General features: G+C 63.7%; 19 protein-coding genes. 8 read left to right on the top strand and 11 right to left on the bottom strand.

Going from position 1 to position 23,924, the window contains the following annotated elements; all coding sequences use genetic code 11:
* From VLR48_RS10185 to VLR48_RS10175, 3 genes are all read left to right on the top strand, one after another.
* Positions 1-678: sodium-dependent transporter (locus tag VLR48_RS10185; RefSeq protein WP_325291678.1), on the top strand; the 678-nt coding region annotated here is incomplete at its 5' end.
* Positions 679-885: 207 nt separating this feature from the next.
* The gene (locus VLR48_RS10180) at positions 886-1,320 is read left to right on the top strand and encodes a type II toxin-antitoxin system RatA family toxin (RefSeq protein WP_007193316.1); all 435 of its coding nucleotides are present in this window, start codon (positions 886-888) and stop codon (positions 1,318-1,320) included.
* Entirely contained in the window at positions 1,310-1,642 is a 333-nt protein-coding gene (locus VLR48_RS10175; protein WP_325291677.1) for an RnfH family protein, read from the top strand. The genes VLR48_RS10180 and VLR48_RS10175 overlap by 11 nt, the downstream gene beginning before the upstream one ends.
* A gap of 183 nt (positions 1,643-1,825) precedes the next feature.
* Here VLR48_RS10175 and VLR48_RS10170 read toward each other — a convergent pair whose 3' ends face one another.
* The gene (locus tag VLR48_RS10170; RefSeq protein ID WP_325291676.1) at positions 1,826-2,335 is read right to left on the bottom strand and encodes an outer membrane protein assembly factor BamE; all 510 of its coding nucleotides are present in this window, start codon (positions 2,333-2,335) and stop codon (positions 1,826-1,828) included.
* A gap of 122 nt (positions 2,336-2,457) precedes the next feature.
* On the opposite strand from VLR48_RS10170, the gene fur reads away from it, so the two are divergent.
* A complete protein-coding gene (gene fur, locus VLR48_RS10165; protein ID WP_325291675.1) occupies positions 2,458-2,880 on the top strand; it encodes a ferric iron uptake transcriptional regulator in 423 nt (140 codons plus the stop codon).
* Between the two features lie 33 nt (positions 2,881-2,913).
* On the opposite strand, the gene VLR48_RS10160 is transcribed toward fur, so the two are convergent.
* The 6 genes from VLR48_RS10160 to VLR48_RS10135 all read right to left on the bottom strand — a co-directional run bounded on the left by VLR48_RS10160 (position 2,914) and on the right by VLR48_RS10135 (position 15,674).
* The gene (locus VLR48_RS10160) at positions 2,914-5,415 is read right to left on the bottom strand and encodes a hypothetical protein (protein WP_325291674.1); all 2,502 of its coding nucleotides are present in this window, start codon (positions 5,413-5,415) and stop codon (positions 2,914-2,916) included.
* A gap of 91 nt (positions 5,416-5,506) precedes the next feature.
* A complete protein-coding gene (locus VLR48_RS10155) occupies positions 5,507-6,541 on the bottom strand; it encodes a rhamnan synthesis F family protein (RefSeq protein WP_325291673.1) in 1,035 nt (344 codons plus the stop codon).
* Between the two features lie 30 nt (positions 6,542-6,571).
* Complete coding sequence (locus VLR48_RS10150; protein ID WP_325291672.1) at positions 6,572-8,455, bottom strand: class I SAM-dependent methyltransferase; 1,884 nt, start codon at positions 8,453-8,455, stop codon at positions 6,572-6,574.
* 367 nt (positions 8,456-8,822) lie between these two features.
* Positions 8,823-11,075, bottom strand: a complete 2,253-nt coding sequence (locus VLR48_RS10145; RefSeq protein ID WP_325291671.1) for a S8 family peptidase — start codon at positions 11,073-11,075, stop codon at positions 8,823-8,825.
* A 683-nt stretch (positions 11,076-11,758) separates the two neighbouring features.
* On the bottom strand, positions 11,759-15,247 hold the full coding sequence (gene mfd / locus VLR48_RS10140; protein WP_325291670.1) for a transcription-repair coupling factor: 3,489 nt from the start codon (positions 15,245-15,247) through the stop codon (positions 11,759-11,761).
* Between the two features lie 178 nt (positions 15,248-15,425).
* On the bottom strand, positions 15,426-15,674 hold the full coding sequence (locus VLR48_RS10135; RefSeq protein WP_325291669.1) for a hypothetical protein: 249 nt from the start codon (positions 15,672-15,674) through the stop codon (positions 15,426-15,428).
* A gap of 465 nt (positions 15,675-16,139) precedes the next feature.
* On the opposite strand from VLR48_RS10135, the gene VLR48_RS10130 reads away from it, so the two are divergent.
* The gene (locus tag VLR48_RS10130) at positions 16,140-16,847 is read left to right on the top strand and encodes a hypothetical protein (protein WP_325291668.1); all 708 of its coding nucleotides are present in this window, start codon (positions 16,140-16,142) and stop codon (positions 16,845-16,847) included.
* A gap of 199 nt (positions 16,848-17,046) precedes the next feature.
* On the opposite strand, the gene VLR48_RS10125 is transcribed toward VLR48_RS10130, so the two are convergent.
* Both VLR48_RS10125 and VLR48_RS10120 read right to left on the bottom strand, forming a co-directional pair.
* Complete coding sequence (locus tag VLR48_RS10125) at positions 17,047-17,982, bottom strand: AfsR/SARP family transcriptional regulator (RefSeq protein ID WP_325291667.1); 936 nt, start codon at positions 17,980-17,982, stop codon at positions 17,047-17,049.
* Positions 17,983-17,997: 15 nt separating this feature from the next.
* Positions 17,998-18,597 carry a class I SAM-dependent methyltransferase gene (locus VLR48_RS10120; protein ID WP_325291666.1) on the bottom strand — a complete coding sequence of 200 codons (600 nt, stop codon included), beginning with the start codon at positions 18,595-18,597 and terminating at the stop codon, positions 17,998-18,000.
* Between the two features lie 426 nt (positions 18,598-19,023).
* Between VLR48_RS10120 and VLR48_RS10115 the strand changes: the two genes are divergently transcribed.
* Positions 19,024-19,347 (top strand): hypothetical protein, encoded by a 324-nt coding sequence (locus VLR48_RS10115; RefSeq protein ID WP_325291665.1) that lies wholly within the window; start codon positions 19,024-19,026, stop codon positions 19,345-19,347.
* 19 nt (positions 19,348-19,366) lie between these two features.
* On the opposite strand, the gene VLR48_RS10110 is transcribed toward VLR48_RS10115, so the two are convergent.
* Complete coding sequence (locus tag VLR48_RS10110) at positions 19,367-20,170, bottom strand: hypothetical protein (protein WP_325291664.1); 804 nt, start codon at positions 20,168-20,170, stop codon at positions 19,367-19,369.
* 37 nt (positions 20,171-20,207) lie between these two features.
* Between VLR48_RS10110 and VLR48_RS20260 the strand changes: the two genes are divergently transcribed.
* Together VLR48_RS20260 and VLR48_RS10100 are read left to right on the top strand one after the other, a co-directional pair.
* Entirely contained in the window at positions 20,208-20,627 is a 420-nt protein-coding gene (locus VLR48_RS20260; protein ID WP_414718602.1) for a M48 family metalloprotease, read from the top strand.
* Positions 20,628-20,829: 202 nt separating this feature from the next.
* Entirely contained in the window at positions 20,830-22,674 is a 1,845-nt protein-coding gene (locus VLR48_RS10100) for a long-chain fatty acid--CoA ligase (protein ID WP_325291663.1), read from the top strand.
* Positions 22,675-22,774: 100 nt separating this feature from the next.
* Here VLR48_RS10100 and VLR48_RS10095 read toward each other — a convergent pair whose 3' ends face one another.
* On the bottom strand, positions 22,775-23,188 hold the full coding sequence (locus VLR48_RS10095) for a globin family protein (protein WP_325291662.1): 414 nt from the start codon (positions 23,186-23,188) through the stop codon (positions 22,775-22,777).
* Positions 23,189-23,924: the final 736 nt, after the last annotated feature.

The following is a 23,924-nucleotide window of genomic DNA, read 5'->3' as shown; positions in this document are numbered from 1 at the left end:
CTGAGTCTCGGGATGGGCGCCATCATGATCTACGGGTCTTATCTGAAACGCGACTCATCGATCGCACAGAACACCATGATCATCGCCGGGCTCGACACCCTGGTGGCCCTGCTGGCCGGACTTGCGATCTTCCCCATCGTCTTCGCCCACGGCCTGGCGCCCGACAGCGGTCCGGGACTCATCTTCCAGACCCTGCCCATCGCCTTCGGAGACATGCCGGGCGGTGCCTTCTTCGGGGCCCTGTTTTTCGTGCTCTTGCTGTTCGCGGCCTGGACCTCGGCCATCTCCCTCTTGGAGCCGCTGGTGGCTTGGCTGGTCGAGAATCTAAGCTTCAGCCGGGTGCGTGCGTCGGTGCTGGGCGGCGTGACTGTCTGGCTGCTGGGCATCGCCTGTCTGCTGTCGTTGAACGCCTGGTCGGAGGTCAAGATCTTCGGCAAGGGCTTTCTCGATCTATTCGACTTCCTGACAGCGAACATCATGCTGCCCTTGGGCGGCGTCCTGATCGCGATCTTCGCCGGTTGGATGCTGTCGCGTGCCTCTTCCGTCGATGAGCTGGAGATGGGCGACGGCTGGTTCTACCGCCTGTGGTGGTTGCTGATCCGTTACGTCGCCCCCATTGCCGTTGGCATCGTGCTCTTGAATGCCCTGGGCGTCTTGAAGTGGATCGGGCTGGGGTAAAGCGCCGAGATCACCTGCGACGGTTTCCGTCGGCTCGCCTCCCGGTAGACCCGTACGCGAGGGTCGACGGGCGTGGATCAACGGTGGTCGCGCGACGACATTCGGATCTTTTCATTCTCTAAACCGCGTCACGCACACGGCTTCGGATGCCCTCGAGGGGGCAGGCTCTGTCTAAACGTCGGTTTTCACTCTGGACGCGGTTTCGCTGTGGCTATCGTCAGAAAAAGTGCGCTGGTGCCTTACTCGGCATCTCAGATGTTCGATCTCGTCTACGATGTCGGCTCCTACCCCAAATTCCTGCCTTGGTGCGACAAGACACGCGTCATCTCGGAGACCGACGAGAAGATCTGCGGTCAGATCGAGGTCGCCCGGATGGGGATTCGCCAGACCTTCAGCACCTGCAACCGATTCGAGCGCGACCGGCGGATGGACATCGATCTGCTCGACGGGCCGTTCCGCAAACTGGTCGGCGGATGGCGTTTCGTCCCTTTGCGCGAGGACGCCTCCAAGGTCGAGCTCGAGTTGGAATTCGAGTTCTCCGGACATCTGATCGACAAGGCCTTCGGGGCCGTGTTTCACCAGATCGCGAACACCCTGGTGGACGCCTTTTGCCGACGCGCCGAAGAGGTCTATGGTGACTGAGTATCTGAAGGTGTCCGTGGCCTATGTCGGTCCGAACGACCAAGTCCTTCGTCCACTCGAGGTGCGCATCGGAACGACGGTCCGCGAGGCGATCGAGCAATCCGGGGTCATCTCGAGATGCCCCGAGATCGATCTGGCGGTCAACCAAGTCGGCATCTTCGGAAAAGCGGCCAAATTGGATCAGGTCTTGGACGATGGCGACCGCGTCGAGATCTATCGTCCCTTGATTGCCGATCCCAAGGAAGCACGCAAGCGACGGGCAGCAGAGGGAAAGCCGATGCGCAAGGGCGGCGCGGAGGCCGACCAGAGCGCCGAGTCCTGAGCCGCGGCTTATCCTGGACGGGTAAGCAACCGTTCAATAACACGTGATCCATCTTAGCCCCTCTCCCCTCGTGGGAGAGGGGTTGGGGGAGAATGAGCCGGAATGGCTCAGTTTTTTTTGAAGCGTTACTGAACATCCTCTGGACCCTTTGCGATCGGCCCGCTTTCTTCGTCCGGCAGGCTTCTAGTCCTTCGGCTCTAAGCCGATCGTTTCCAGACTGCGTTTGACCAGTCCTTTACGTTCCTGATAATCCGGCACGGTCACGACCATTTCCTGCGGTGCTCTGGCCTCGGCGCGCGCGGGGTTCGGGCGAATGTCCCCCTCGATGCGCGCAAGGTTTTCGTCCTGGAAGTAGAGTGTGAGGTAACGGATCTCCATGGGATCGTGCCCGCGCTGGATGGTGTAGGTGTAGTCCCAGCGATTGGTCTGGAAGAAATCCGTCAGCAGGGGCGTACCCAAAAGGAACTGAACCTGGCGTTTGTTCATCCCGAGCTCGAGTCGATCGACCATCTCTTCGGTGATGATATTGCCTTGCTGCACCGTCATCTTGTAGACGAACGGGAGATCCTCCAGGACAGAGCCCCGGTACTCTTCGGGTTTTTTGTCACGGGAGCAACCGGTCGTGGCGAGCGCGACCAGTCCGCCGAGAATCGAGATATAAACCAGGTTTCGCATGTCTTGAAAACAGCGCATCTGCAATGAACCCAGGCATGATACAGCAGCGCCCGGATCCGATCATCGGGGCGACGAATCAGAAAACGAATCGGGCATGCCCGCGCGCGGTGCGCGGCTTGCCTTAGACGGGGAGACGGGATTTGGAAATCGAGCAGATCAAACAGGCAGGTCTCAAGGTCACGGCGCCGCGGGTCGCGATCCTCGCCATTCTCGAGAACTGCGGCAAGCGCCACCTGAGCGCCGAGGATGTCTACAAAGAGCTTCTCAACAACGGCGAGGAAATCGGGCTTGCGACCGTCTATCGCGTCTTGACCCAGTTCGAGGGGGCTGGGCTCGTGTGCCGGCGTCACTTCGAAACCGGCCAGTCCGTCTTCGAGCTCAACAGCGGCGACCACCACGACCATCTGGTCTGCATCAAATGCGGCAAGGTCGTGGAGTTTTGCGATCCGATCATCGAAGAGCGCCAATCCAAGATCGCCGAGCAGCGCAACTTCCGCATCGAGGATCACTCGCTCGTGCTCTACGGCATCTGCGCGGAGTGCGAGAAGACGAAGAAACGGTGATCGGCCACGCCAAGACCGATCACCCGGGCCTTCCTACGGGGTCGTCACCGCGACGTTGGTCGCGCCTACGGTCATGCCGGCCGCCTGCAGGCGCAGGAACAGCCGGTTCGCAGCTGGATCGAAGGCAACTCGCCGGCCGGTGCCGCTAACTAGGACCGTGTAATAGACGGTTTCGTCTGGTGCAAAGGTGCGGGTTAAACTGTCGCCGCAGGCAATCCACTCGCCGCCAGCATTGGTTTCGCACACTCGGATGCTCAACGGCAGGTCGCGCCCGCCGTCGTCCGCGCTGGCGGTAATCGTCCCTCCGCTGCCGATATTGACCGCCGCCACGGCAAAAAAGCCGATGCCGTCGCGCCCCGGAATTCGAACCACGCCGTCACCGCTCGGGGTCACACCGATCGCAACCAGATCGGGCGGCGCAGTCGACGCCGCCGATAGGATAAAGGTGTTGAGGCCGGCGTGGCTGGGTGCCGGAGCGGTATTCGCGCAATCAAACACCGGGGCGATCTCGGTGGCGCGCATGGCGCCCTGAGGCGTGATTGCGAAGACGAAACCTTGGGTGGCTCCCGGTGCGATGTCCACTGGGGTATCCGGCGTGCCGGTAGCGGTATTGGCGGCGTTGGTGGTCTGATAGCCGAAACTTGCAGGGAGACCGCCCGGCAGAGCGATCGAGCAACCGGTGGCGATGCTGTCCCCGCTGTTGATGACACTGGCGTAGGCGGTCGCAGACTCGCCGAGGCTCACGGCGCGGGCGAAGGGCAGCACGGCCGCATGGATGGTCGTGGCGCCGGCGGGTAGGGGCTCGAAGGTTGCAATGCAGCTCGTCTCTCCATCCAATGGACTAAGGTAGGGGCAGGATGGGTCTCCCGACCACCCGGTGAACACGGAGCCGGGTGCCGCCACGGCAGCGAGACTAACCTCCGATCCAAGATCGAACTCGGCCTCGCAGATGCTGCCGCAGTCGATACCCGACGGGCTCGATGTCACGGTCCCTCGACCCGTACCGTTCTGCGTGACGGTGACGCGTCCGCTCCCTTCGATGAAGCCGGCTTGACGCCCGAGCCAGTAGGCCAACAGATAGTCGACACCCGCAAAGGCCACATCGGGTGCCCCCGGATCGGTCAAGGTCCAAGGGTGGCGCTCCCAAATGAAGGTCGCGCCCGCTCGGTCGTCGACATCGGTGGCAACAGCCGACAGCCCGGGACATTCGGGATCCTCTGGATATTTCCAGCGTACATCCAGCGGCTCGGCTGTTTGCGGCGCGTTCGGGAACAACGCGAGCTGGGCGAGATGCTCCTCGATCACGGCCTCGACTGAATCCTCGGGCGCCGCCTGCGAGGCATAGATAAAGCTGAAGAAAACGTTCTTGTGGTCCTCGACCGCCGACCAAAGCGCGTCCCGCAGGACATCGCGCTGTAGCCGCGCGCGACGCATGAGATCATCCTCCAGTCTGACCCAGTGATACATCGGCATGAAGGCGACGTTGAGGCCATGGTAGCTGGCGCCGCATGTGTTGGTGTTTTCCCAACCCGTCGCGATGTCGAGCCAGTTTTCGACCTGCTCGTCATAATGCGCCAGCAGCGCCGCATAACGCGCCTCGTAACCGGGAACGCCCTCAGTGACCTGCAGCGCAACCCGGAAGGTCGCCGCAAGCTGGATCGCCTGACTCGGCAGGATGACATCGGGCAGCCATCCGAGGCCGGGAATCTGACGCGCGAACTCGCTCGGGTTCGGCCAGAACACCACCATCCCGGAGCCCTCGGCCTCGAACGGACTGGTGCGAATGTTGAGAATCGGTATCCCGTCCGGGGTCTCGTCGTCGGTATAGACCGCATGCTGTAGCTCGAGCGTGGTCGAGAAGTTGCTCGACCCGTTGATGATGACCTTCACGCGCTTGCGGTCGCGCCGCATCAGCTGTTCGGCGAAGGTGGCGACATCTTCCCGGATGAGCTGACGAATGTCCGGATCGGATGTCGCCTCGTAAGCGAGCGACATGCCGAGCAGCACGCCTTGGTATTGATCGCGACTGACCCGGCCACGCCAGTACCAGAGTGCAGCTTCGAATGGCACGTCGCGAATCACCTCCGGATCTCCGGCAGGCAGGGTCGCCAAGACGGCCTCCGGACTATCGGCCGGCGCCGCGAACCGGGCGAGATACCCCGAATCGCCGGAGATCCGCCACCATCGGTGCAGCACCCTGACCGTCTCGGCGACCTGATCGGCCGCATCGGCCGCTCCTGTGACCTGCAGACGCAGGGCTTGTGCGGCCAGATAGGCACCGGTCCAGATGGCGGGATCCCGCTCGCCACCGTAACTCCTGACCTGCGTATAGGTGTCGTCCGTGAACTGTCCGGACATGACACCGCCGGCCGGCATCAGGCGCTCACGCATCCAGGTGTCGTGAACGGCTGCGCGCCGGTGCAGGTCTTCGTGATCCGCTCCGGAATCGAAAGTGCCGGAGAATGCGGTCGTGCTTGTTGCCCCGATCAGCAGGGCGGCGAAGCCCGAGCGGATCGGTGTCTGCGTTGCTTTCATGGCGAACATCTCCTAAACGACAACCCTGTTCGTTTCGCGGGTTCAGCAGTGATCATCGCCTCAGACTCGCCTCGGGAGTAGCGGTTTCCCTTCAAATGCTACGGTTACGCAGGACGTGCTGCAGATGTCGCGAGATCAAGCGGGTATCGTATCCGCTGACTTGGCGGACGACGCTCTCCCAATATTGGGTCAGCGGCACGCCGCAGGGATTACGCGTCAGCAGCTCGCGTTTCAGGAAGGGGTAGCCGTGCCGACGCAACAAGGGCTCCCAGAAGAAGTGGCTTGGATTCACGGGCACACCGGCCATCAAGTTCTCGAATAACCACTTGAGATAATCGCGCTGCGGTAGCCGCGCGGCCCAGTGTGGATTGTCTAGCCAGCGGCGTTGCAGATCATCGATCAGCTCCATCGCTACCGCGCGGTAGGGATAAAGGGCTTCCAATTGCAGTCCGGCTGCCAGCATTCGCCGCGAGAAGCCGATCTCGTGATGGTGGATCACCAGCTCTTTGGTCTGGGTGTAGCAGACATCCCTCCAAAAGCGGTGAAACTCGGTCGCAGTCAAGGCGGCGCGATGGAAAAGAAGAAAATAGCTCTGTAGATGATAGTGATGTTCAAAGCTATCGGTGACGCCCCAGATGTCGGCTTGCGCCGGGTCGGCTTCGCTCAGAAGATCGCTCAGGGAGTGAAAGGGGCCGTAAACACTGTCGTTGGCCAGGATGAGGTTGTCGAGCGCGGCGACGTCCGGGATCTCCCGTATGGCATCCTTATAGGCCCCGAAGTCGTAGCCGCGGTTGCGACGCCGCAAGATCAAAGCGCAGTGCGGACGCAGCACCTCGACCGCCGACGGCAAAAGCCGGCGGCTGTTGGTTACGAACAGGATATCGTAGCCGGCTTCTCGTAGTTGTTGGAGATAGAAAAGGACGTACTGATGTATGAGTCCCTTGGCGTCGTAGTGGACGAAGACGGCTATCCGCTTGGTCTCAGCCAACCCGCGGTCGCCGTACCAGCGCTGGACAACCCAGCTCGGGTTGCGCGCGAACCGCACACGCATCCAACAGGTTCGGTGCTCGATGAAGTTGCCGAGTCGGCGCCTCGTGAGTGTCTGACGGAACTCGCGCAATCCCATAAACGATCCTTTCCTACTGAGTGGCTCAGGCTACTTGGAGGTGCGCGGGTCTGCGCCGATGCCGGCTGCCGCCTCGGCCAGACGTGCGTGGGAAAGTGCGAGGGTGTTCAGCGAGCTCTCGGGTGATGTTAACTGCGCCGCTCGCGAAAACCACCCGAAGGCTTCGGCCGGGTCCGCCGCATGATTCAAGGCGAGAATGCCGAGCACGAACGCCAGTTCGCCAGTCACCAACTCGGGTGCCAGGTTCAGCTGCCGCGTGATGGCGGGCTTAAGCGTTGACGCTGAAGCGTAGGCTCCGCCATGGACCAGACGCTGAAAGGCCTCGCAGCAGAGACCGAAGACATGCGGGGCCGGCGACGGCGTGACCGCCAAACGTTCTTCACATGCGCGAGCTGCAGCCTCGGGCTCGGCAATGGCTTGGGCCGACAGGAGGGCGATGTCGATTGCGCGTGCGAGGTCGTCTCGTTCTGCGCTGCCGGCAGCAGTCGAGGCTTGCAGATATTCGCCGACAGCCCGGAACCAAGTAAGGGCCGCCTCCGCATCGTTTCGATCGTTCAGGGCAAGCAGGCCACGCGCATGACAGGAACGCGCATGGTCGTGCGCCGCGAGTCCGAGCGCGTCGAGTACATCCGGCGCATCGGGCCACTCCGTGCGGCGCGCGTCGTCCAAGGCGTTCGCTGCGGTGTAATCACCGTTGAATGCCAGATCGACGAAACAGCGTTCCAGATCGATCTCGAACCGACGGCATCTGCTCGCCCCGCCGCCGTTGGCTCCGACGAATGCCCCGCGGGCGGCTTTCAAACGCATCGGAGTCTCGGATGGATCCACGCGGATCGAAGACTCGAGCGCACCCAATCGGCACAGCTCGACGAGATGCTCGGTCTCGCCGTCGTCGGAGCCTATCGACTGCAAAGCCTTTTGCAGGTCGACTCCGGCCCGCTCGCCAAGCTCGTAACGCGCCAACGCGCGCGCGGGATCATGCGCGTGGTGCAACGCGATGAAGGCGCTCCGATAGGCCAGGCCACAGAGATTCGCCGGGATCGCGACGGCAAATCGCACGAAACTCGTGATCTCGATCGGCTCGACCAAGACGGTCTCGGGGCGCTCTAAATCGATACCGTAAAGACGCCGATAGGTCTCGGTCAGGCCTTGAAGCTCCGCCTGTGCCGCCTCGATGTCGCCCGCGTTGAGATACTCCTTGATCAATCGCCCGGAAAACCCATGCGCGAGCGGCTCGTCCGGATCCAGAGCGTCGAGTCGGCGCTTCAGATAGTCGCGGTAGAGCGCCCGGTCGAGTGTCCGAGAGAGGTCGCATGGCCGTGACTGACGGCAGGCGAGCGCCGTCAGATTCGTCTCCGACGCTCGGATCTCGACCTGCGCAAAGCCATGTGCCTCGAGCAGACGGCGCAGCGACGTCTCGCTGAAGAGCACCAGGTGATATCCGGGGGTCAGAATCGGCAACAGCGCACCGGGAGACGCCTCCCGACTGACCCCGGCGGCATTCGGGGTGCTGATCACCAGCCAGCCATCCGGGGCCAAGGTGGGGGTGATGTCGTTCAGGAAGCGGTGGGGGTCCGCAACATGCTCGATGACCTCGGAGGCCAACAGCACGTCTACCGGCGCCTCGCCGCGCAATGTCTCGGGACCGAGATAGTTCGACGTGACGGGAAGATTCAGCAGGCGTCGCCCGGCGCGCGCAAGCGGCGAGGGATCGAAACCGCGTACCTCCCAACCGAGTGCCTCGCGAGCAAAGTCCAGACCGAATCCGAAGCCGCAGCCAACCTCCGCGTAACGCCCGATATCGGCGTGATCGAACCAAAACAGAGGCTCGACCATGGTATCGGGCGCCGCACCCTGTTCGACATAGAACTTGATGGCGGCCTGCGAGAGGGATACATCAACATCCCCATCCACTCCGTCATCTTCGTAGGCAGGGGGCGTCAGCCCCGGAAAGCTGAGGGTTCCGCAAACATCACAGGCGTGGAGCCGCAAAAGCTCTTTGCTATCGAACGGCGACGCGACCGCCAGCACCGAGCGCTTGGCGCCGTCCGAACCGCAGACCGGACAGGCAAACGCCCGTGCTGGCGCGGGTGTCCAGTCGACCCACATAGACAACTCTCCCGAAAATGTCGGCGCACCCTTCACCAAGATGGGATATCCCCCGGCTCTGCCGGGAGATCGTTACTCCTGCTTCAAACTGCAGTTCCGGTAAACACACAAGGATAGCCGATGCGACGCGCCGGTGGGCACCGGCGCTCGCGATTCGCCGCATAAGGTGCAGCTACGGCGCCGTCACCGCGACATTGGTGGCACCCACTGTCGTTCCGTTTGCGGCGAAGCGCAGGAAGAGGCGGTGGTTGGCCGGATCGAAGTCGATCGGTTGACCGGTGCCGGTCGCGAAAACGCTGTAATACGCCGTTTGATCGGCACCGATTGAACGCGTCAGGCTGTTGCCGCAGACGATCCATTCCCCTACCGCGGTGGTCTCGCAGACCCGCAGGCTCAGCGGCAGACCGCGCCCGCCGTCGTCGGCGCTGACGGTGATCGACCCGGCACTGCCGATGTTCACCGCCGCCGTGGCGAAAAAACCGGTCCCGTCGTGGCTTGGCAGGCGCACCACGCCGTCGCCGCTCGGGGTTGCCCCGATGGCGAGCAGATCCGGGGGCGCGGTCGCCGCAGCCGAGAGGATGAAGGTATTAAGGCCTGGGTTGCTCGGCGCCGGGGCAGTGTTGGCGCAGTCGAACACCAGCGGGATCTCGGTCGCGGCCATCGCTTGGCTCGGGGAGATGCCGAAGACGAAGCCTTGGGTCGCGCCCGGGGTTATATCGACCGGCGTATTGGAATTTCCGATCAGCGCGTTGGCTGCACTGGTGGTTTGGTAGCTGAAGGTCGCCGGAATCCCGCTTGGCAGTGCGATGGAACAACCGATGGCTGTCAGGCTCCCGCTGTTGATGACGCTCGCGAAGGCGGTGGCGGTTTCGGCGATCGCGACGGCACGGGCGTAGGGCAGGACAGCGGTATTGATGGTCGCTTGTGGTCCCGCGATCTCATCGACTGCGCGATCAACTTGGATCCGAGACGTCGTGATGTCGTTGACATCGGTTAGAGCTACCCCGGTCGATTTGAGCGTGTTCAGAATAGCATCGGGGTCTGCGGCAGGTTGGGCCGATTTGATCACCGCCCAAGCTCCGGCGACGTGAGGTGTCGCCATCGAGGTTCCGCTTTTTGAAGCGTAGCCCGTGCCCGGGACCGCTGAATAAATGGATTCTCCGGGCGCCAGTAGATCGAGGAAGTAAGCGCTGTTGGAGAAGATCGAAATCTGGTCCGCCTTCGATGTGCTTCCAACACTGATCGCACTCGAAACGCATGCGGGTGCGCTGATCGCGTTGATGTAGCCCTCGTTTCCACTGGCAGCGACGGTTGCAATGCCAGCGGTTCGCAGCTGGTCGATAATCGGGCGCCTGGCATCATCATTACAGGGGTCTGTAAATGCACCGCCTCCGAGACTCATATTGATAGCCGCGATTGGGTGACTGGTTCTGAGAAGGTACATTTGTTCCAACGCACGGAGGGAATCGGATGTAAAAGCTGCAATGCAAGGATCTGTGCTTCCACAGAAGCTGACGGAATTAAAACGAGAAAATATTTGAGCGGCGATAAGGCCTGCGTCTCTGGCAACACCGGAAACGCTGTCGCTTCGCCCTGCGGCAATTCCCGCAACGTGGGTGCCGTGATCACAACCGTCTAAGGTGACCGGACAATTGACTCCGGAACCACTGGCAGTGGATTCGGAGACGCCCCCCGGGCAGAGCGAAGTCGCGCCGAGCGCCGGGACATTCGACGAGTAGCATGCCTCCGAAACCACCTTGCCTCTCAAAAAGGGGTGATTTTTATCCACGCCCGTATCCAGAATGGCGACGACTTGGCCTTGGCCGGTGTATCCGCGGAAGGAGCCATCGAGTCCGCCAATCAGCGGAACACTGTCCATGAGGAAGGGGAGCATGATGCTGTCCTCGACGATATCGAGAACGTCGGGATGCGCAAGAAGCTCCAGAATGTCGGACTCGCTCGCCTGCATTGCGAATGCAGGCGTCAGAGCGAAGCGCTTGATGCCCATGGCTGCTTGATCCCGCCCGCTCGTCGAGGACAATTCATCCAGGACGCGCTGTTGCACCATCGAGAGCGCTTCTCGCTGTTGCGCGATTCCGGCATCGTCGAGCATTGATTCGGGCTGTGCCCAGGTCTTGAGCTTGACGATGACCGGGATTCGACCAAAGGATTGAGCTTGATCCAACAACTCGCGATGAGCCTCGGCTTTTTCCGATGGAATGGCTCGCAAATCTGCGCTCTGCGCCGTTTTGGTCTGAAGCTCCACGCCCTGATTTGGAGTGTTAGGTGCGTCGATCGCTCTGTTGCCCGACGCGGTCGACATAGCAGTGAACCCGGCAACGAATGCGAGGGTGACTGACATCGAGGCATTCTTGGCACGTCGCATAACGTTTCGTTCCTGTTGTACCTTTGGGCGAATGTTCATGGTGATCTTTCTCGCGATGACCGAAACGGTCGAGTTCAACGCCCGAACACTACTCGCAGTCTCCGGAATCTCTGTGATGGATGAGTGATGTCCTGAAAGCCGACAGGGTTACCCCGATGATCGGGATGACACCGACGCGCTCTCGCACGGCCAAGCCACGAGCCGTTATACGCTGCATGGACTGATCCTTCTATATGAAAGGCTATATGAAAGGCTAGGGCGGCGTGGCAGAGTGCGGCGAGAGCCGGCGAAACGTGGCACCGGGGCTGCGAGATGTAAGAGGGTAGGGAATCAATCGGGGCATGGAGGTTTCTTCCTTGAAGTGGAGCATTGCGGCAGCGCCGATATGACATGCTCCATTGACATCGAGATCTCGATGTTGAGGGTAATATCGGCCACGCGACACATCCGAATCACAGGATCACGCGCGGTTGACGTGCTCATAAAGGTAGGTAGGTCGGTGGGGAACTGCAATGATCCAAGTCAGCACCTGTCGAAAATATTTTGCCCAACCAGACCCGAAGCAACGCCGACCGCCCGCAAGGCTTTGAGAATACCTCGATGCGTCCAGGTGCCTACAACAGGCGGCACCTTGGCGTTGTGCCTCGGCATCACAGGCGGGCGAAGGCCGGGTGGAAAACGTGCTCTCCCCTACGCATAGGTTGCGACTCAAGTGCCCCCGTCTAACCTGCGCCGACCAATTGCGCAACCACCTCGTTCACCTGCCGTAAGCGTCGTTGCGGCTCGGCCATGTCGCGGTAAAACCGCAGCTTGTCGCTACCGTCGAGCTTGAATTCCTTTGGTTTCTGCTGAATCAGGCGGATCAGGTTGCCGGGGTCGATGCTGGGCGTCTCCTCGAAGAGGATCCGTCCGCTCGCCGGCCCTGCCTCGATCTTGCGGATGCCGTAGGGCTGCACCTTAAGCTTTAGCTCGGTGATCTCAAGCAGGTTCTTGGCCGGCTCGGGCAGCAGACCGAAACGGTCGATCATCTCCACCTGAAGCTCCCTGAGATCGCCGGCCGTGGCGGCACTCGCAATCCGCTTGTACATGACAAGACGTGCGTGCACGTCGGGCAGATAGTCGCTCGGCAGGAGGGCGGGTAGGCCGAGGTCGATCTCGGCGCCGTGGCTGAGCGGTCGATCGAGCTCGGGCGTGCGACCGGCCTTGAGCGCTTGGACTGCGCGTTCGAGCAGATCCATGTAGAGCGAGAAGCCGACCTCGTGGATCTGGCCGGACTGCTCGTCGCCGAGCAGTTCGCCCGCGCCGCGGATCTCGAGATCATGGGTCGCGAGCGTGAAGCCGGCGCCGAGATCCTCCATGGACTCGATCGCCTCCAGGCGCTTTTTGGCATCCGCCGTCATCGCCTTGGTCGGCGGCGTGATCAGATAGGCGTAGGCGCGATGATGCGAGCGCCCGACGCGTCCGCGCAGCTGGTGCAGCTGCGCCAGACCGAGCTTGTCGGCCCGGTTGATGACGATGGTGTTGGCGCTCGGCACGTCGATGCCGCTCTCGATGATGGTGGTGCAGACGAGCAGGTTGAAACGCTGGTGATAGAAGTCGCGCATCACCCGCTCGAGGTCACGCTCGCGCATCTGCCCGTGCGCGACCTGCACACGTGCCTCCGGGATCAGGGCCTCGAGCTTCTGCGCCTGATTCTCGATGGTCTCCACCTCGTTATGGAGGAAGTAGACCTGACCGCCGCGCTTGAGCTCGCGCAGCACCGCCTCTTGGATCAGGCCGTCGTTCCAGGGGCTGACGAAGGTCTTGATGGGGTGCCGCTCCACCGGCGGTGTCGCGATGATGGACAGATCGCGCAGGCCCGACATGGCCATGTTGAGGGTGCGCGGGATGGGCGTGGCGGTGAGCGTGAGGACATCGACCTCGCTGCGCAGGTTCTTGAGCTGCTCCTTGTGGCGAACCCCGAAGCGGTGCTCCTCGTCGATGATCGCCAGTCCCAGATTCTTGAACTTCAGATTGGGTTGCAGGAGCTTGTGGGTCCCGACCAGGATATCGACCGTGCCGTCGGCCAGACCTTCCAGCACCTTCTTCTGCTCCTTCGCGGTGCGGAACCGCGACAGGCTCTCGATCTTGATCGGCCAGTCGGCGAAACGGTCGGAGAAGTTCTCGAAATGCTGTTGGGCGAGTAGGGTGGTCGGCACCAGTACGGCAACCTGCCGTCCGCCCTGCACGGCCATGAAGGCCGCCCGCATGGCGACCTCGGTCTTGCCGAAGCCGACATCGCCGCAGACCACCCGATCCATCGGCTTGGCGTCCTCCATGTCCGCGATCACGCCCTCGATGGCGCGTAGCTGATCCGGCGTCTCCTCGAAGGGGAAGGCGGCGGCGAAGGCGGCATAGTCGTCGCCCGGTGCCGGGCAGGCGACACCCTCGCGGGCGGCGCGCCGTGCATAGATGTCGAGCAGCTCGGCGGCCACGTCGTGCGCCTTCTGCGCGGCCTTGCGCTTGATCCGGTCCCACTGCTCGCCGCCGAGCCGGTGCAGGGGCGCGTTCTCGGGCGAGGCCCCGGTGTAGCGCGAGATCAGATGCAGCGAGCTGACCGGCACATAGAGCTTGTCGCCGTTGGCATACTCGAGCGCGAGGAACTCGGTGGTCATGCCGCCGACCTGCAGGGTCTGAAGCCCCAGATAGCGTCCGACGCCGTGCTCCTCGTGCACGACCGGCGCCCCCTCGGTCAGCTCGGTGAGGTTGCGCACGATGGCGTCGCTGTCGCGCTCGCGTGCTCGGCGCCGACGCTCCTGGCGCACACGCTCGCCGTAGAGCTGGGTCTCGGTGACCAGGGCGATGCCGCGGTCTTCCAGCAGCAGTCCGCGCTCCAACGGGGCGACGGTCAACGCCAGGTCGAGATCGCCGTCGATGAAGGCTTGCCAGCCATCGACCTGACGGGCGCGGATATTGAACCCGGCCAAGTGCTCGGCGAGCATCTCTCGTCGTCCGGTACTCTCGGCGACGAACAGGACCCGACGTCCCGGCGCGCTCAGGAAGTCCTGCAAGGCTTGCGCGGGATGGGCCGCGCGCGCCTGAATGGCGAGCGGGGGCAGGGTGGTGGTCGCGAAGTTGTGGAAAGCCGCGTAGCCCTTGCGCCGCTCCGGCACCTCCGGTGACTGATAGAGGACGCCCGACAGCCGGTTGAGCGCCCCGGCCATCTCGTCGGGGTGCAGATAGAGCTTGGCCGGCGGCAGGAGCGGGCGCTCGATGTCGTGACGACGCTGCTCGTAGCGCTGGGCGACGCCGGCGATGAAGGTCGTCGCGGTCTCGCGGCAGGCGTCGGACTCCAGGGCCAGGACGCCCACGGGCAGATAGTCGAAGAGTGTCGCGGTCGTCTCGAAAAACAGCGGCAGATAGTATTCCAGCCCGCCCGGCGTGCGCCCCTCCGACACCTCGCGATAGACCAGACTGGCCTGCGGGTCGCCCTCGAAGCTCGCCCGATAGTGTTGGCGAAACCCGGAGATCGCCTCGTCGGTCAGCGGGAACTCGCGCGCCGGCAGCATCCGCACCCGTTCCAGCTTCTCCTGCGAGCGCTGCGTCTCGGGGTCGAAGGTCCGGATGGTCTCGACCTCCTGGTCGAAGAGGTCGATCCGCAGCGGGACCTCGCTGCCCATCGGGAAGACGTCGAGCAAGGAGCCGCGCACCGCATATTCGCCGTGGCCGATGACCTGGGAGACGCAGGAATAGCCGGCGCGCTCCAGTCGGCGCCGGGTCGCATCCAGGTCGAGCCGATCCCCGACGGCGAGGACCAGAGACTGGCCGTCCACATATTCGCGCGGCGGCAAGCGCTGCATCAGGGTGGCGACCGGGACGACCAATACGCCCTTGTCGAGCCCCGGCAAGCGGTGCAGCGTCAAGAGCCGTTCGGAGACCAGCTCGGGAAGTGGCGAGAAGACGTCGTAGGGCAGGGTCTCCCAGTCCGGGAAGACCAACAGCGGGAGGCCGCTTCCGGCCAAAAAGAATCCGAGCTCGGCGCGCAGATGGGCGGCGGCTTGGACGTCAGGAACGACCGCGAGGATCAGCCCCTCATGCGCGCGAGCGGCCTCGGCGATCGCAAGCGCGACGCTCCCGCCGTACAGCCGCCCCCACAGCAGGCGCTCGCCGGGTCGACCGGGCAGCGGCGGGCCGAGCGGAGACGGCATCTTGTTCAGGGCCACCGGGTGCATGGACGGCATTACCTCGCGACGACGACAGGGCGAGGATTCTCGCACAGCGTCGCCGCGGTTGCAGTGCACGCGGTCCGGCGGTCGCAAGCATCGGGTGTGGAAGCATCCGGTTGCGCGCCCGCATGCAGCGTCGCGCGTGGCGCCGAGCCGGCGGCATCGGGTCGCGATTGGTCGCTCCTCAACCCTGTCGGGAGACGAACCAGACATTCATCGGGTCGTGGGGCAGCACATGCCTTTCGATCTCCGCGAAGCCTGCCTCGCGCAACATCGCCTCCGCGGTCTCCCAGCCCCACATGGTGCCGAGTCCCTCTCCGTCCTGACCGAGCGAGACCGGCGTGCAGTGGATGCAGGAGACGGTGTAGAGCAGCGATGCCATCGGGAAGTCGAGATTCTTCTCCAGGTGCATGGAGCCGCCGATGTCCTGCATGAGATAGACCCCGCCGGGGCGCAGCGTACCCTATAGGCGGCGCAGCAGATCCTGCGGGTCCTTCTGGTCATGCACCGCATCGAATGAGACGATGAAGTCGTACCCATCCCGCTCTTGAAAATGGGTCGCGCACGTCGAAACGGACGTTTTCGGTTCCGTTCGCCCGTGCTTCTCGTGTCGCATCCGCGATGGCTCGAATCCGAGACCGAGCCGGAGCTGCACGTTCTTCCGGTCGATCTCTTCACGGTCGAGGGTGCGCTGCCGCTTCCGGCGGGTTGAAGGCGGTGCCTTCGCGTCGGGCGCAGGCGCCGCTGCACCGAAGTTGCGCCGTCGGTTGTCCGCATTTTTGCCTCATCTTTCACGCCGGTTTCACGGCCGAATGACGGGCGCGACGTAGGCTCTTCTCAACACCGGAGCATTCCGGTGGATCAGCCTATAGACGACCCCGAGCGAGGAGGAATTGCGATGACCCGAAACGATGCCCTCGGCCTCCCCATGAGCGGCGCCTGGTCCGTCGACAACTGCTTTGCGGTGCACAACTGGTGGCACCTGGCGCTCTATCACCTGGATCTGGGCGAGGTCGACGAGGTCCTGCGGCTTTTCGACGGGCCCATCTATGGACCGCGCTCCCGGGTCGTGCTCGACATGATCGACGCCTCCGCGCTCTTGTGGCGCCTGAGCCTTCGGGGCATTCCGCTCGGGGAGCGTTGGCAGGCCGTGGCCGATGGCTGGGAGCCGATCGCAGACGCGGGCAACTACGCCTTCAACGATGCCCACGCCATGATGGCCTTCACGGGTGCGCAGCGGCGAGCGGCCGCCGAGCGTGTCTTCGCGGCACAAACGCACGCGCTCGTCGGTTCGGGCGACAACCGTTTCTTCGTCCGCGAGATCGGGTCTCCTGTCACCCGCGCGATCCAGGCCTTCGGCGAGGGCGACTATGCCGAGACGGTACGCCTGCTGCGGCCGGTTCGGGATCGGGCCAATCGGTTCGGCGGCAGCCATGCCCAGCGGGATCTCATCGACCTGACCCTGATCGAGGCCGCGCTGCGGGACGGGCAGCTCGCCTTGGCGCAGGCGCTGATTGCCGAGCGGACGGATCTGAAGCCGAACAGCGCGAGTGCGCGTGCGCTTCTGGCACGAGCCGCCGAACCGCGCGAACGTCAGGCCGCTTGAAACGGTCGCCGCCGCCGAGACTGCGTCGCCGCCCGAATCCCGGTTCTCCCTTCAACGCCAAACGCCGCCGGGGCCCCCGCGACACCCGGCGTCGGGAGTCGAGATCATGTCATCCGCAACGATTCAAGCGCTACATCTGGTCGGTGCGCCTGCTCACGCCCGAGGGCGTGCGCGAGTGTCGGATGGATCCGCGTTATGCCTACCGCGAGGACTGGCTGAAGCAACGGCTGAAACGCGACGGGGATCCGCTACCGGCCACGTCCGGCTGCACGGCTGTTGCTTGGCCGCCATGACCTTCGATGTCGTCGAAGACGACCTCTTGCCCGAGGCGGACGGGATCATGGATCCGGGCGTCTTTCTCCAGGAGATCGCCGCACGGGCGGATCATTGTCAGTACTTCTGATCTAAACCGCGCCCGGTGCGGTGTGCGTCGTTTGTTGGATTGACTTGGCCGCGCCAACTCCGACAACTGTCGGAGCTGACGCGGTTTAGGTTCAGCCGGGCCAGAGTCCATCGGGAAAATCGCGCCAGAGAGATGCAGGCGCATCAAGGCCTGATAGGTCTCTTCGGCGAGTGGTTCCAGCCGAACCAAGCGCTCGCCCAGATCGAGACTCGCCTCCAAGTCTCCCCGGTCGACATGGTGCGCAAGCAGCGCCTGCAACCCGCGCAGCAGACGTCGCCGCAGTCGCTCCGCCTCGGTGGCGCGCCAATACTCAAAAAGTGCCTCCTCGATCGTGAGTCCCGCGAGGAATTCGCCCCGATACAGCCGCTCGGCCAGTGCCAGGTCGGCCGGGGATCCTGCGCTCAGCGCCTGCTCCAGCGTCACCGCATCCACCTCGACCCCCGGCGACGCAAGGCGAAGGCCCGGCCCGACGGCCTGGATCAAGGTGCCGGAGTCGTCCTCCAGCGACTTGCGAAGCTGGGCGACGGCTTGACGAAGACTCCCGCGGGCCTGGGCCTCGGCGCTGCGCGACCAGAGCAGGTCGGCGAGGCGCTCGCGCGTGATCAGGGCGCCCGGCGGCATCGCGAGGATGGCCAGGAGTGCAGCGGTCTTGCGGGTCGGCAGCGTGACGGGCGCGCCGTCCTGCTCCACCGTGAAATCGCCCAGCAATCGGATGTGCAGTCGCGGGCTCATGTCGGACGTTGCCTCTCAGGTCCTTTGGGCGACCATCAAGGCCAGGTCGCTCAAACCGCTCTCGGGTGCGGCGAGTCGGCCCTCGGCTCGGTACGCGCGGATGGTCAGGTCGGGAAAGAGTGTAAGCAGCTCGTTGCGGGCAAGGCGATACGCCGGGTTGGTGGGGCCGTGGCCGCCTCGGCATTCCCGCGCAAAGGTCTGATAGAAGAGCAGACCGCCGGGACGCAACGCACCGGCAATACTCGGGGCCAGATCCCGATCCAGGAAGTTTGCGACCAGGATCAGGTCGAAGCTCTCGGGACTCGGCGGCAGGGCGATCAGGTCGCGGACCCGGGCATCGAGGTGAAGTCCTCGTAGGCGCGCCGCCTCCCGGAGTCGCGCGATGGCGGTGGTGGACAGGTCCCATGCCGAGACCCGGAAACCCCGCTCGGCCAGCCAAAGTGCGCTGCCGCCCAGTCCGCAGGCAAAGTCGAGGGCGCTGCCTCCCTCGGGGATCAAGTGCGGCCATTGGCGCAACACCAGGGCCGGTTTGGGGATCGCTGTCGCGCCTTCGTAGCGCGCGTCCCAAGAGCGGGCGAAGTCGTCGGGCGTGTTTGGCGAGGTTGGATGGGTCATAGCTCGAAGGCGGTCAGTCCTAAGGATTCGTCTGCTGCGGTCATAGGCCTCATCTCGCCAGGGTTGAGGCGAGCCGATGTGGTTGGTCCCGGTCCGTCATGGAATAGGTTTCCGCCCGGGCGTCCGTCGCGAATTCGGGACGAATGGCGGAATCTTTTCACCGTGTCGAGGAAGGTGCCGGTACCCGGCCGGTTCGGCGTAGGCTCGGACGCAGTTTCGGGCTTGCTCATGCGTCTGAGTTTAGCCGACGGAGAAACGACGAAATGCCCGGCGGGGAATCATCCGACTTTCGGCGTTTTTTCGTCAGGATAATGTGTGCCGATTCGCCTAAGCCTTAAGACAACCCCCGCAGTTCGGCAAGCTCGATGAAGCATCGTCGGACTCGGACGGCGGGATCTGTCGACCACCGACGAGGAGGACACGACCATGACGAAGCTACCCCTGATTGCCTGCCTGTCGTTCGCGACGTTCGAAGGCATGGCCATGTGCATACCCGATCCACCGGAAATCGGCGACATTGGCCCAGACGCGGAGCTGGTCTGCCGCGACTTGGAGCAGAGCTTTCCGGAGTCGATCAAGGCGGTCGAGAATCGGACCATCCGTTCGCCCGAGAAGGTCGAGATCCTGGTCTCCGTCGACGGAAAGTCGATGGTCCTCGGCTATGCGCTTGATGGGTTTGTTTGGAAGCCGGTTCCCGTGAAGGATCGGTCGGAGGATGGGATTGCTGCGGTGGAGACGAGCGGCCGATAGCGCTCGATGCCGGGGCGTGCTACGGCCCCGGCGTCGCAGGCGGAAAGGCCTTGGCATAGCCTGCGCCCAGTCGCGGATCGTCACGCTCGGCAATCACGGCGTCCAGGCGAGCCCGCAGCCGAGCATTGTTGCGATAGACGCCCAGCTCGGCGATCGCGACCTCGGCGCTTGCGCGATCCGCGTCCGCGAGAATCGAGACGAGCCAGTCGAGTGCCGCCTCGCTGCGGTGCAACGCCGCCGCCCGCAGCAGCAGATGCTCGGCGCTGCGCTTGAAGGGCTCGGCATCCCAACGGGCGCGCAGCAGTTCCAAGGCGTCGTCGAGCCGCGATTCCCCGAGCGCGAGTGCGGCGAGGCCGTTGATCTCCATACTCGGCGTGACAAGAAAACCGCCGACAAAGTCGAGGGCATCCTCTCCAGCGACATGCAAGAGTGCGGCGAGACAGTCGCCCGTGACCTCCGGCTCCGGATCGCCGCCGAGCGCCTTGGAGCGCAGCACCGCCTCGGCCGCCAAGGGTTGCGTGCAGGCGATCGCACGCGCCGCGCCGCTGCGGGCATGCGGCTCCGGGTCGTGGAGCAGGTCGACCAGGTAGATCAGGGCACGCGGATCGCTCGTGGCCGCGAGACCGATGGCGCAGCTCACCCGCAGATCAACGGCCGTGTCGACGCTGCCGCCCCACACCGGCTCGGGTTGACGATAGGCGATACCGGCGATGTAGAAGCCTGCGTCCTGACTGTCCAGCGCGACCAGTGCGCGCGCGATCGCGCCCTTCGCCGTACAGCCCGGGTCACGTTTCGCCGGATCCTCCAGGAAACGGTTTCCCATCCTGATCTTGCTGTCCGCGCAGACTTTCAGCACGCTGGTGCAGCTCGCGCTGTCGCGCTGTCGCGAGTACGAGGCCGACCGCGGCGCGGTGGAGCTGTCGGGCGATCCCCTCGCTTTGGCCTCGGCCTTGGTGAAGCTGGAGCAGACCGGGCGCGCCTCCTGGGAGCAACTGGTTGCCCGGTCGACGTCTGCCCGAGCCCTCGCTGTTGCGCACCCATCCGCCGACGGCCGAGCGGGTCGAGCGTCTGCGCGATCTTGCGTCCTCGCGCGCGACCCGGTTCGCCTCGGGAACCCCGCTCCCGCTGCCTCCTTCGCAGCCTTCGGGTTGGGCCGGGAGCCCGCGTCGGCAATCGCCGCGTCGGCATTGGACCGGTTTTTGCTGCTGACTGCTCATGGCCCACGGTGGCCGACCACGATCTTGTCATGCGACCGGTGGCTCGATAGCCAATCCGGTTGAGATTCGGATCGTCAGGGTGCGCCTAAAGCTGGACGACGATCCGCCCTCGGCCGCCCTCCAAAGAAGGCTTCAAACCGGCGCCCCGACGCTGGCCGGTTTCCCCCTCCTGTTCGATACTTGTGAGTAGAGACGCGAGTCACCTCGCGGTTCTATAAGACCGAAGGTGGCTTGGCGCCCCGGCTTGGCTTGGGGAGGGTGCGAGATGAAGACGGAGCCGGATCGCAAGGCTGACCTGATTCCGGTCGCAACGGCCGGAACCTTGTCGGGTCTCTTCCGGGAGCGGGTTGCCCGCACCCCGGATCTCACCGCCTACCGACAGTTCGACGAGATACGCGGCCATTGGTCGAGCCTGACTTGGGGCGAGATGGCCGAGCGCGTCGGCTGCTGGCAGCGCGCGCTCTCCAACCTGACCCTGGCACCCGGCGCGCGCGTGGCGGTGCAGCTGCGCAATTGTGTCGAGTGGGTCGGCTACGAGCAGGCGGCTTTGGCGCTCGGGTTAGTGGTGGTTCCCTTGTATCCCAATGACAGTCCGGGGAACATCGCCTACATCCTGGCCGATTCCGGGAGTCAGGCACTCTTTGTCGGCAGCCTGAATCAATGGCGGATGTTGGAGTCCTGGAGATCGGCCTTTCCGGAGCTGCGACAGGTTATCTGCCTGGAAGACGCCGCGTGCGCGGACGCGCGTTTCGAACCGGCTCCGAACGTTGTTTGCGCGGCCGACTGGCTGACCCGAGAGGGGTCAGTACCGGCTGATCATGACGCGGATCCCAGCGATTTGGCGACCCTGGTGTATACGTCCGGCACGACCGGTCGTCCCAAGGGCGTCATGTTGTCCCACCGCAACATCCTCTGGAATGCGGCGGCCCAACTCGAGACGGTGCCGACTTACCACGACGACATCCTGCTCTCCTTCCTGCCCTTGTCCCATGCCTTCGAGCGAACCCTCGGCTACTACCTCCCGATGATGGCGGGCAGCTGTGTGGTTTATGCACGCTCGCTACAGACACTGGGCGAAGACCTGATGACGATCCGTCCGACAGCACTCATCTCCGTGCCGCGCGTCTACGAGAAGGCCTATGTCCGGATTCAGGCCAAGCTCGCGCAGGAGGGGCGGATCGCCCGGGCGCTGTTCCGTAAGGCGGTCGCCATCGGCTGGCGCCGTTTCCTTGCCGGGCAAGGCCGTGCCGCAGATCTTGGATTCGCCGATCGGATCCTGTGGCGACTGCTGCGGCCTCTGGTCGCCGACAAGGTTTTGGCCCGGCTGGGCGGACGCCTGCGGATTGCGATCAGCGGTGCCGCACCGCTCTCGGAGCCGGTGGCACGGTGCTTCATCGGGCTTGGACTCAATCTGCTCGAAGGCTACGGCCTCACCGAAGCATCCCCCACGATCGCGGGTAACCGCACGGAGGACAACGTGCCTGGCTCGGCAGGTCTGCCCATTCCGGGCGCCGAGGTGCGCTTTGCCGCCAACGGGGAGTTGCTGGCGCGGAGTCCCGGCGTGATGCTGGGCTATTGGAAGCGACCGGAGGAGACGCGGCAGGCGGTCGACCCGGACGGCTGGCTGCATACCGGGGATATCGCGGAGATGCGCGAAGGGCGGATCTATATCCGTGGGCGCATCAAAGACATCCTGGTGATGTCGTCAGGAGAGAAGCTTGCGGCCGGCGACCTGGAGCGGATCATCACCGCCGATCCGCTTTTCGATCAGGCCCTGGTCGTCGGGGAGGGTAAGCCGTTCGTGACCGCGCTCCTGGTGCTGGAGCCGGAGGCTTGGAAATCGTTGGCGAGAGAACTCTCCTCGGATCCGGCAGATCCGAGAACACTCCAAGAACGGCGAGTCAAGCGGGTCGTCATCGAGCGTCTTGCGCATCTGCTGCGCGACTTCCCGGCGCACGCCCAAATCCGCCGCGTCCAGCTGTTGCTCACGCCCTGGACGGTCGATCATGGCCTCGTGACGCCGACGATGAAGGTGAAACGCGAGGAGGTCCTCCAGCGTTACAAGACGGAGGTCGATGCGCTCTACGCGGGTCACGCCATTGCAATGTGAGGCATCACGCTCATCGGAGCGGCCGGCTACCGGCGCATGTCCATGCGTCACTGCACGGGCTGAATTCCGAATCCGCCGTCCCCGCTGAGGACTGCGTGGGTCAGGTGGCCTCGGCGGCGCCCGCCTTCATGGTGTCGGCCAAGGCGCTATAAGCACACACCCAAGCGTTCTTCACCTCGGGGGTGAAATCATCGCCGAGGCCCTGACCAAGGGTCCACAGCAGGGCGTCGGCGACCTTTGCGTAGTCGCCGTCATGAACCCCGTAGCCGGCATGGCGTGCGCCCATCTTCTTGATGGTCGGGATCAAGGGATCGAGATTGTCGAGGGCGTTTACGACGGTGGTGAGCATCACGACAAGCTTATTGCCCTGCTCTTTCATATCGCCCTTGAACATGGGCCTGACCTCGGGATAAATCTCGAACAAGCGCCCGTAGAAAAGTCCCGCAGCCTGTTCCGATATGGGCGCCACCGTCGCCCAGGAGTCTTTGACGAGCGTGATGGTCTCTGGGTTCATGGCTGTTGCTCTCCGGTTTGGTCTGGCGATGCGGTGAGGGAAACGCCGACCCAACGGGTTTCACGAGTCGATCGTGACCGATTTGAACATGACCCATCCCATTCGCCAAGACTTTCGGGGGAGATGACATCCAATCGTGGCAAGACGGTACGCCGAAAGGCCGGAGCATCACGTCCCGCTCCGAAGCCGGCTTCGAGGAAAATGCACACCGAACTGAACTTGGGCGAGGAAGCGGGCGGACAGGGGGTAACGTCGACTTTGACGGTTACAGCAAAGAAGGCGTTTGCCTGGTCTTCGTAGTAGGCGAGGGCGGCGTCGATCGGCGGGGTACACGTCATGGCCTCCTCTCGGTGTGCGGATTCGGGGCGGCAGCACACCGCGTCGGTTCCGTTGCGCGTGGTGCTGGAGGAGTCGGCTGCCGGGGTCTGATCTCGCCGAGTGCGGAGCCGGAAGGTATGGGTGGAGCAGGGCAGGGCGGGTTCCTGTCATCTGGGATCGACCGGCACGTGGAGCCGGTGTAATGAGATGATTGCCCTCTCTGGTCCTTTGGCGCACCAGGGTACCGCCTGCGGTGCGTTACCTTTCTTCATTGTGCTATACCTCATATAGGGACAAGCTCGCATTTCTTGAATGCCTGGAATTTCAGCGTGAGTAAAGAGTCCAGCTCCTTCTTGTGCGTAGTGTGCGTTTGTTTTAGGCAGTCGGTGATTGCATCTCGGAACTCGGCGAAATTGGG

The organism is Thiocapsa sp. (assembly GCF_035467215.1).
Taxonomy (GTDB): Bacteria; Pseudomonadota; Gammaproteobacteria; order Chromatiales; family Chromatiaceae; genus Thiocapsa.
Note: the sequence above shows the minus strand (reverse complement) of the source record. Positions and strands in the feature narration are given on the sequence as shown.

Bases quoted from the DNA above. Each gene is read 5' to 3' on its own strand.
- VLR48_RS10175 (WP_325291677.1), top strand. From the start codon at position 1,310: ATGGTGACTGAGTATCTGAAGGTGTCCGTGGCCTATGTCGGTCCGAAC.
- VLR48_RS10170 (WP_325291676.1), bottom strand. From the start codon at position 2,335: ATGCGCTGTTTTCAAGACATGCGAAACCTGGTTTATATCTCGATTCTC.
- VLR48_RS10160 (WP_325291674.1), bottom strand. From the start codon at position 5,415: ATGAAAGCAACGCAGACACCGATCCGCTCGGGCTTCGCCGCCCTGCTG.
- VLR48_RS10155 (WP_325291673.1), bottom strand. From the start codon at position 6,541: ATGGGATTGCGCGAGTTCCGTCAGACACTCACGAGGCGCCGACTCGGC.
- VLR48_RS10145 (WP_325291671.1), bottom strand. From the start codon at position 11,075: ATGAACATTCGCCCAAAGGTACAACAGGAACGAAACGTTATGCGACGT.
- mfd (WP_325291670.1), bottom strand. From the start codon at position 15,247: ATGCACCCGGTGGCCCTGAACAAGATGCCGTCTCCGCTCGGCCCGCCG.
- VLR48_RS10135 (WP_325291669.1), bottom strand. From the start codon at position 15,674: ATGCAGGACATCGGCGGCTCCATGCACCTGGAGAAGAATCTCGACTTC.
- VLR48_RS10130 (WP_325291668.1), top strand. From the start codon at position 16,140: ATGACCCGAAACGATGCCCTCGGCCTCCCCATGAGCGGCGCCTGGTCC.
- VLR48_RS10125 (WP_325291667.1), bottom strand. From the start codon at position 17,982: ATGAGCCCGCGACTGCACATCCGATTGCTGGGCGATTTCACGGTGGAG.
- VLR48_RS10120 (WP_325291666.1), bottom strand. From the start codon at position 18,597: ATGACCCATCCAACCTCGCCAAACACGCCCGACGACTTCGCCCGCTCT.
- VLR48_RS10115 (WP_325291665.1), top strand. From the start codon at position 19,024: ATGACGAAGCTACCCCTGATTGCCTGCCTGTCGTTCGCGACGTTCGAA.
- VLR48_RS10110 (WP_325291664.1), bottom strand. From the start codon at position 20,170: ATGGGAAACCGTTTCCTGGAGGATCCGGCGAAACGTGACCCGGGCTGT.
- VLR48_RS10100 (WP_325291663.1), top strand. From the start codon at position 20,830: ATGAAGACGGAGCCGGATCGCAAGGCTGACCTGATTCCGGTCGCAACG.
- VLR48_RS10095 (WP_325291662.1), bottom strand. From the start codon at position 23,188: ATGAACCCAGAGACCATCACGCTCGTCAAAGACTCCTGGGCGACGGTG.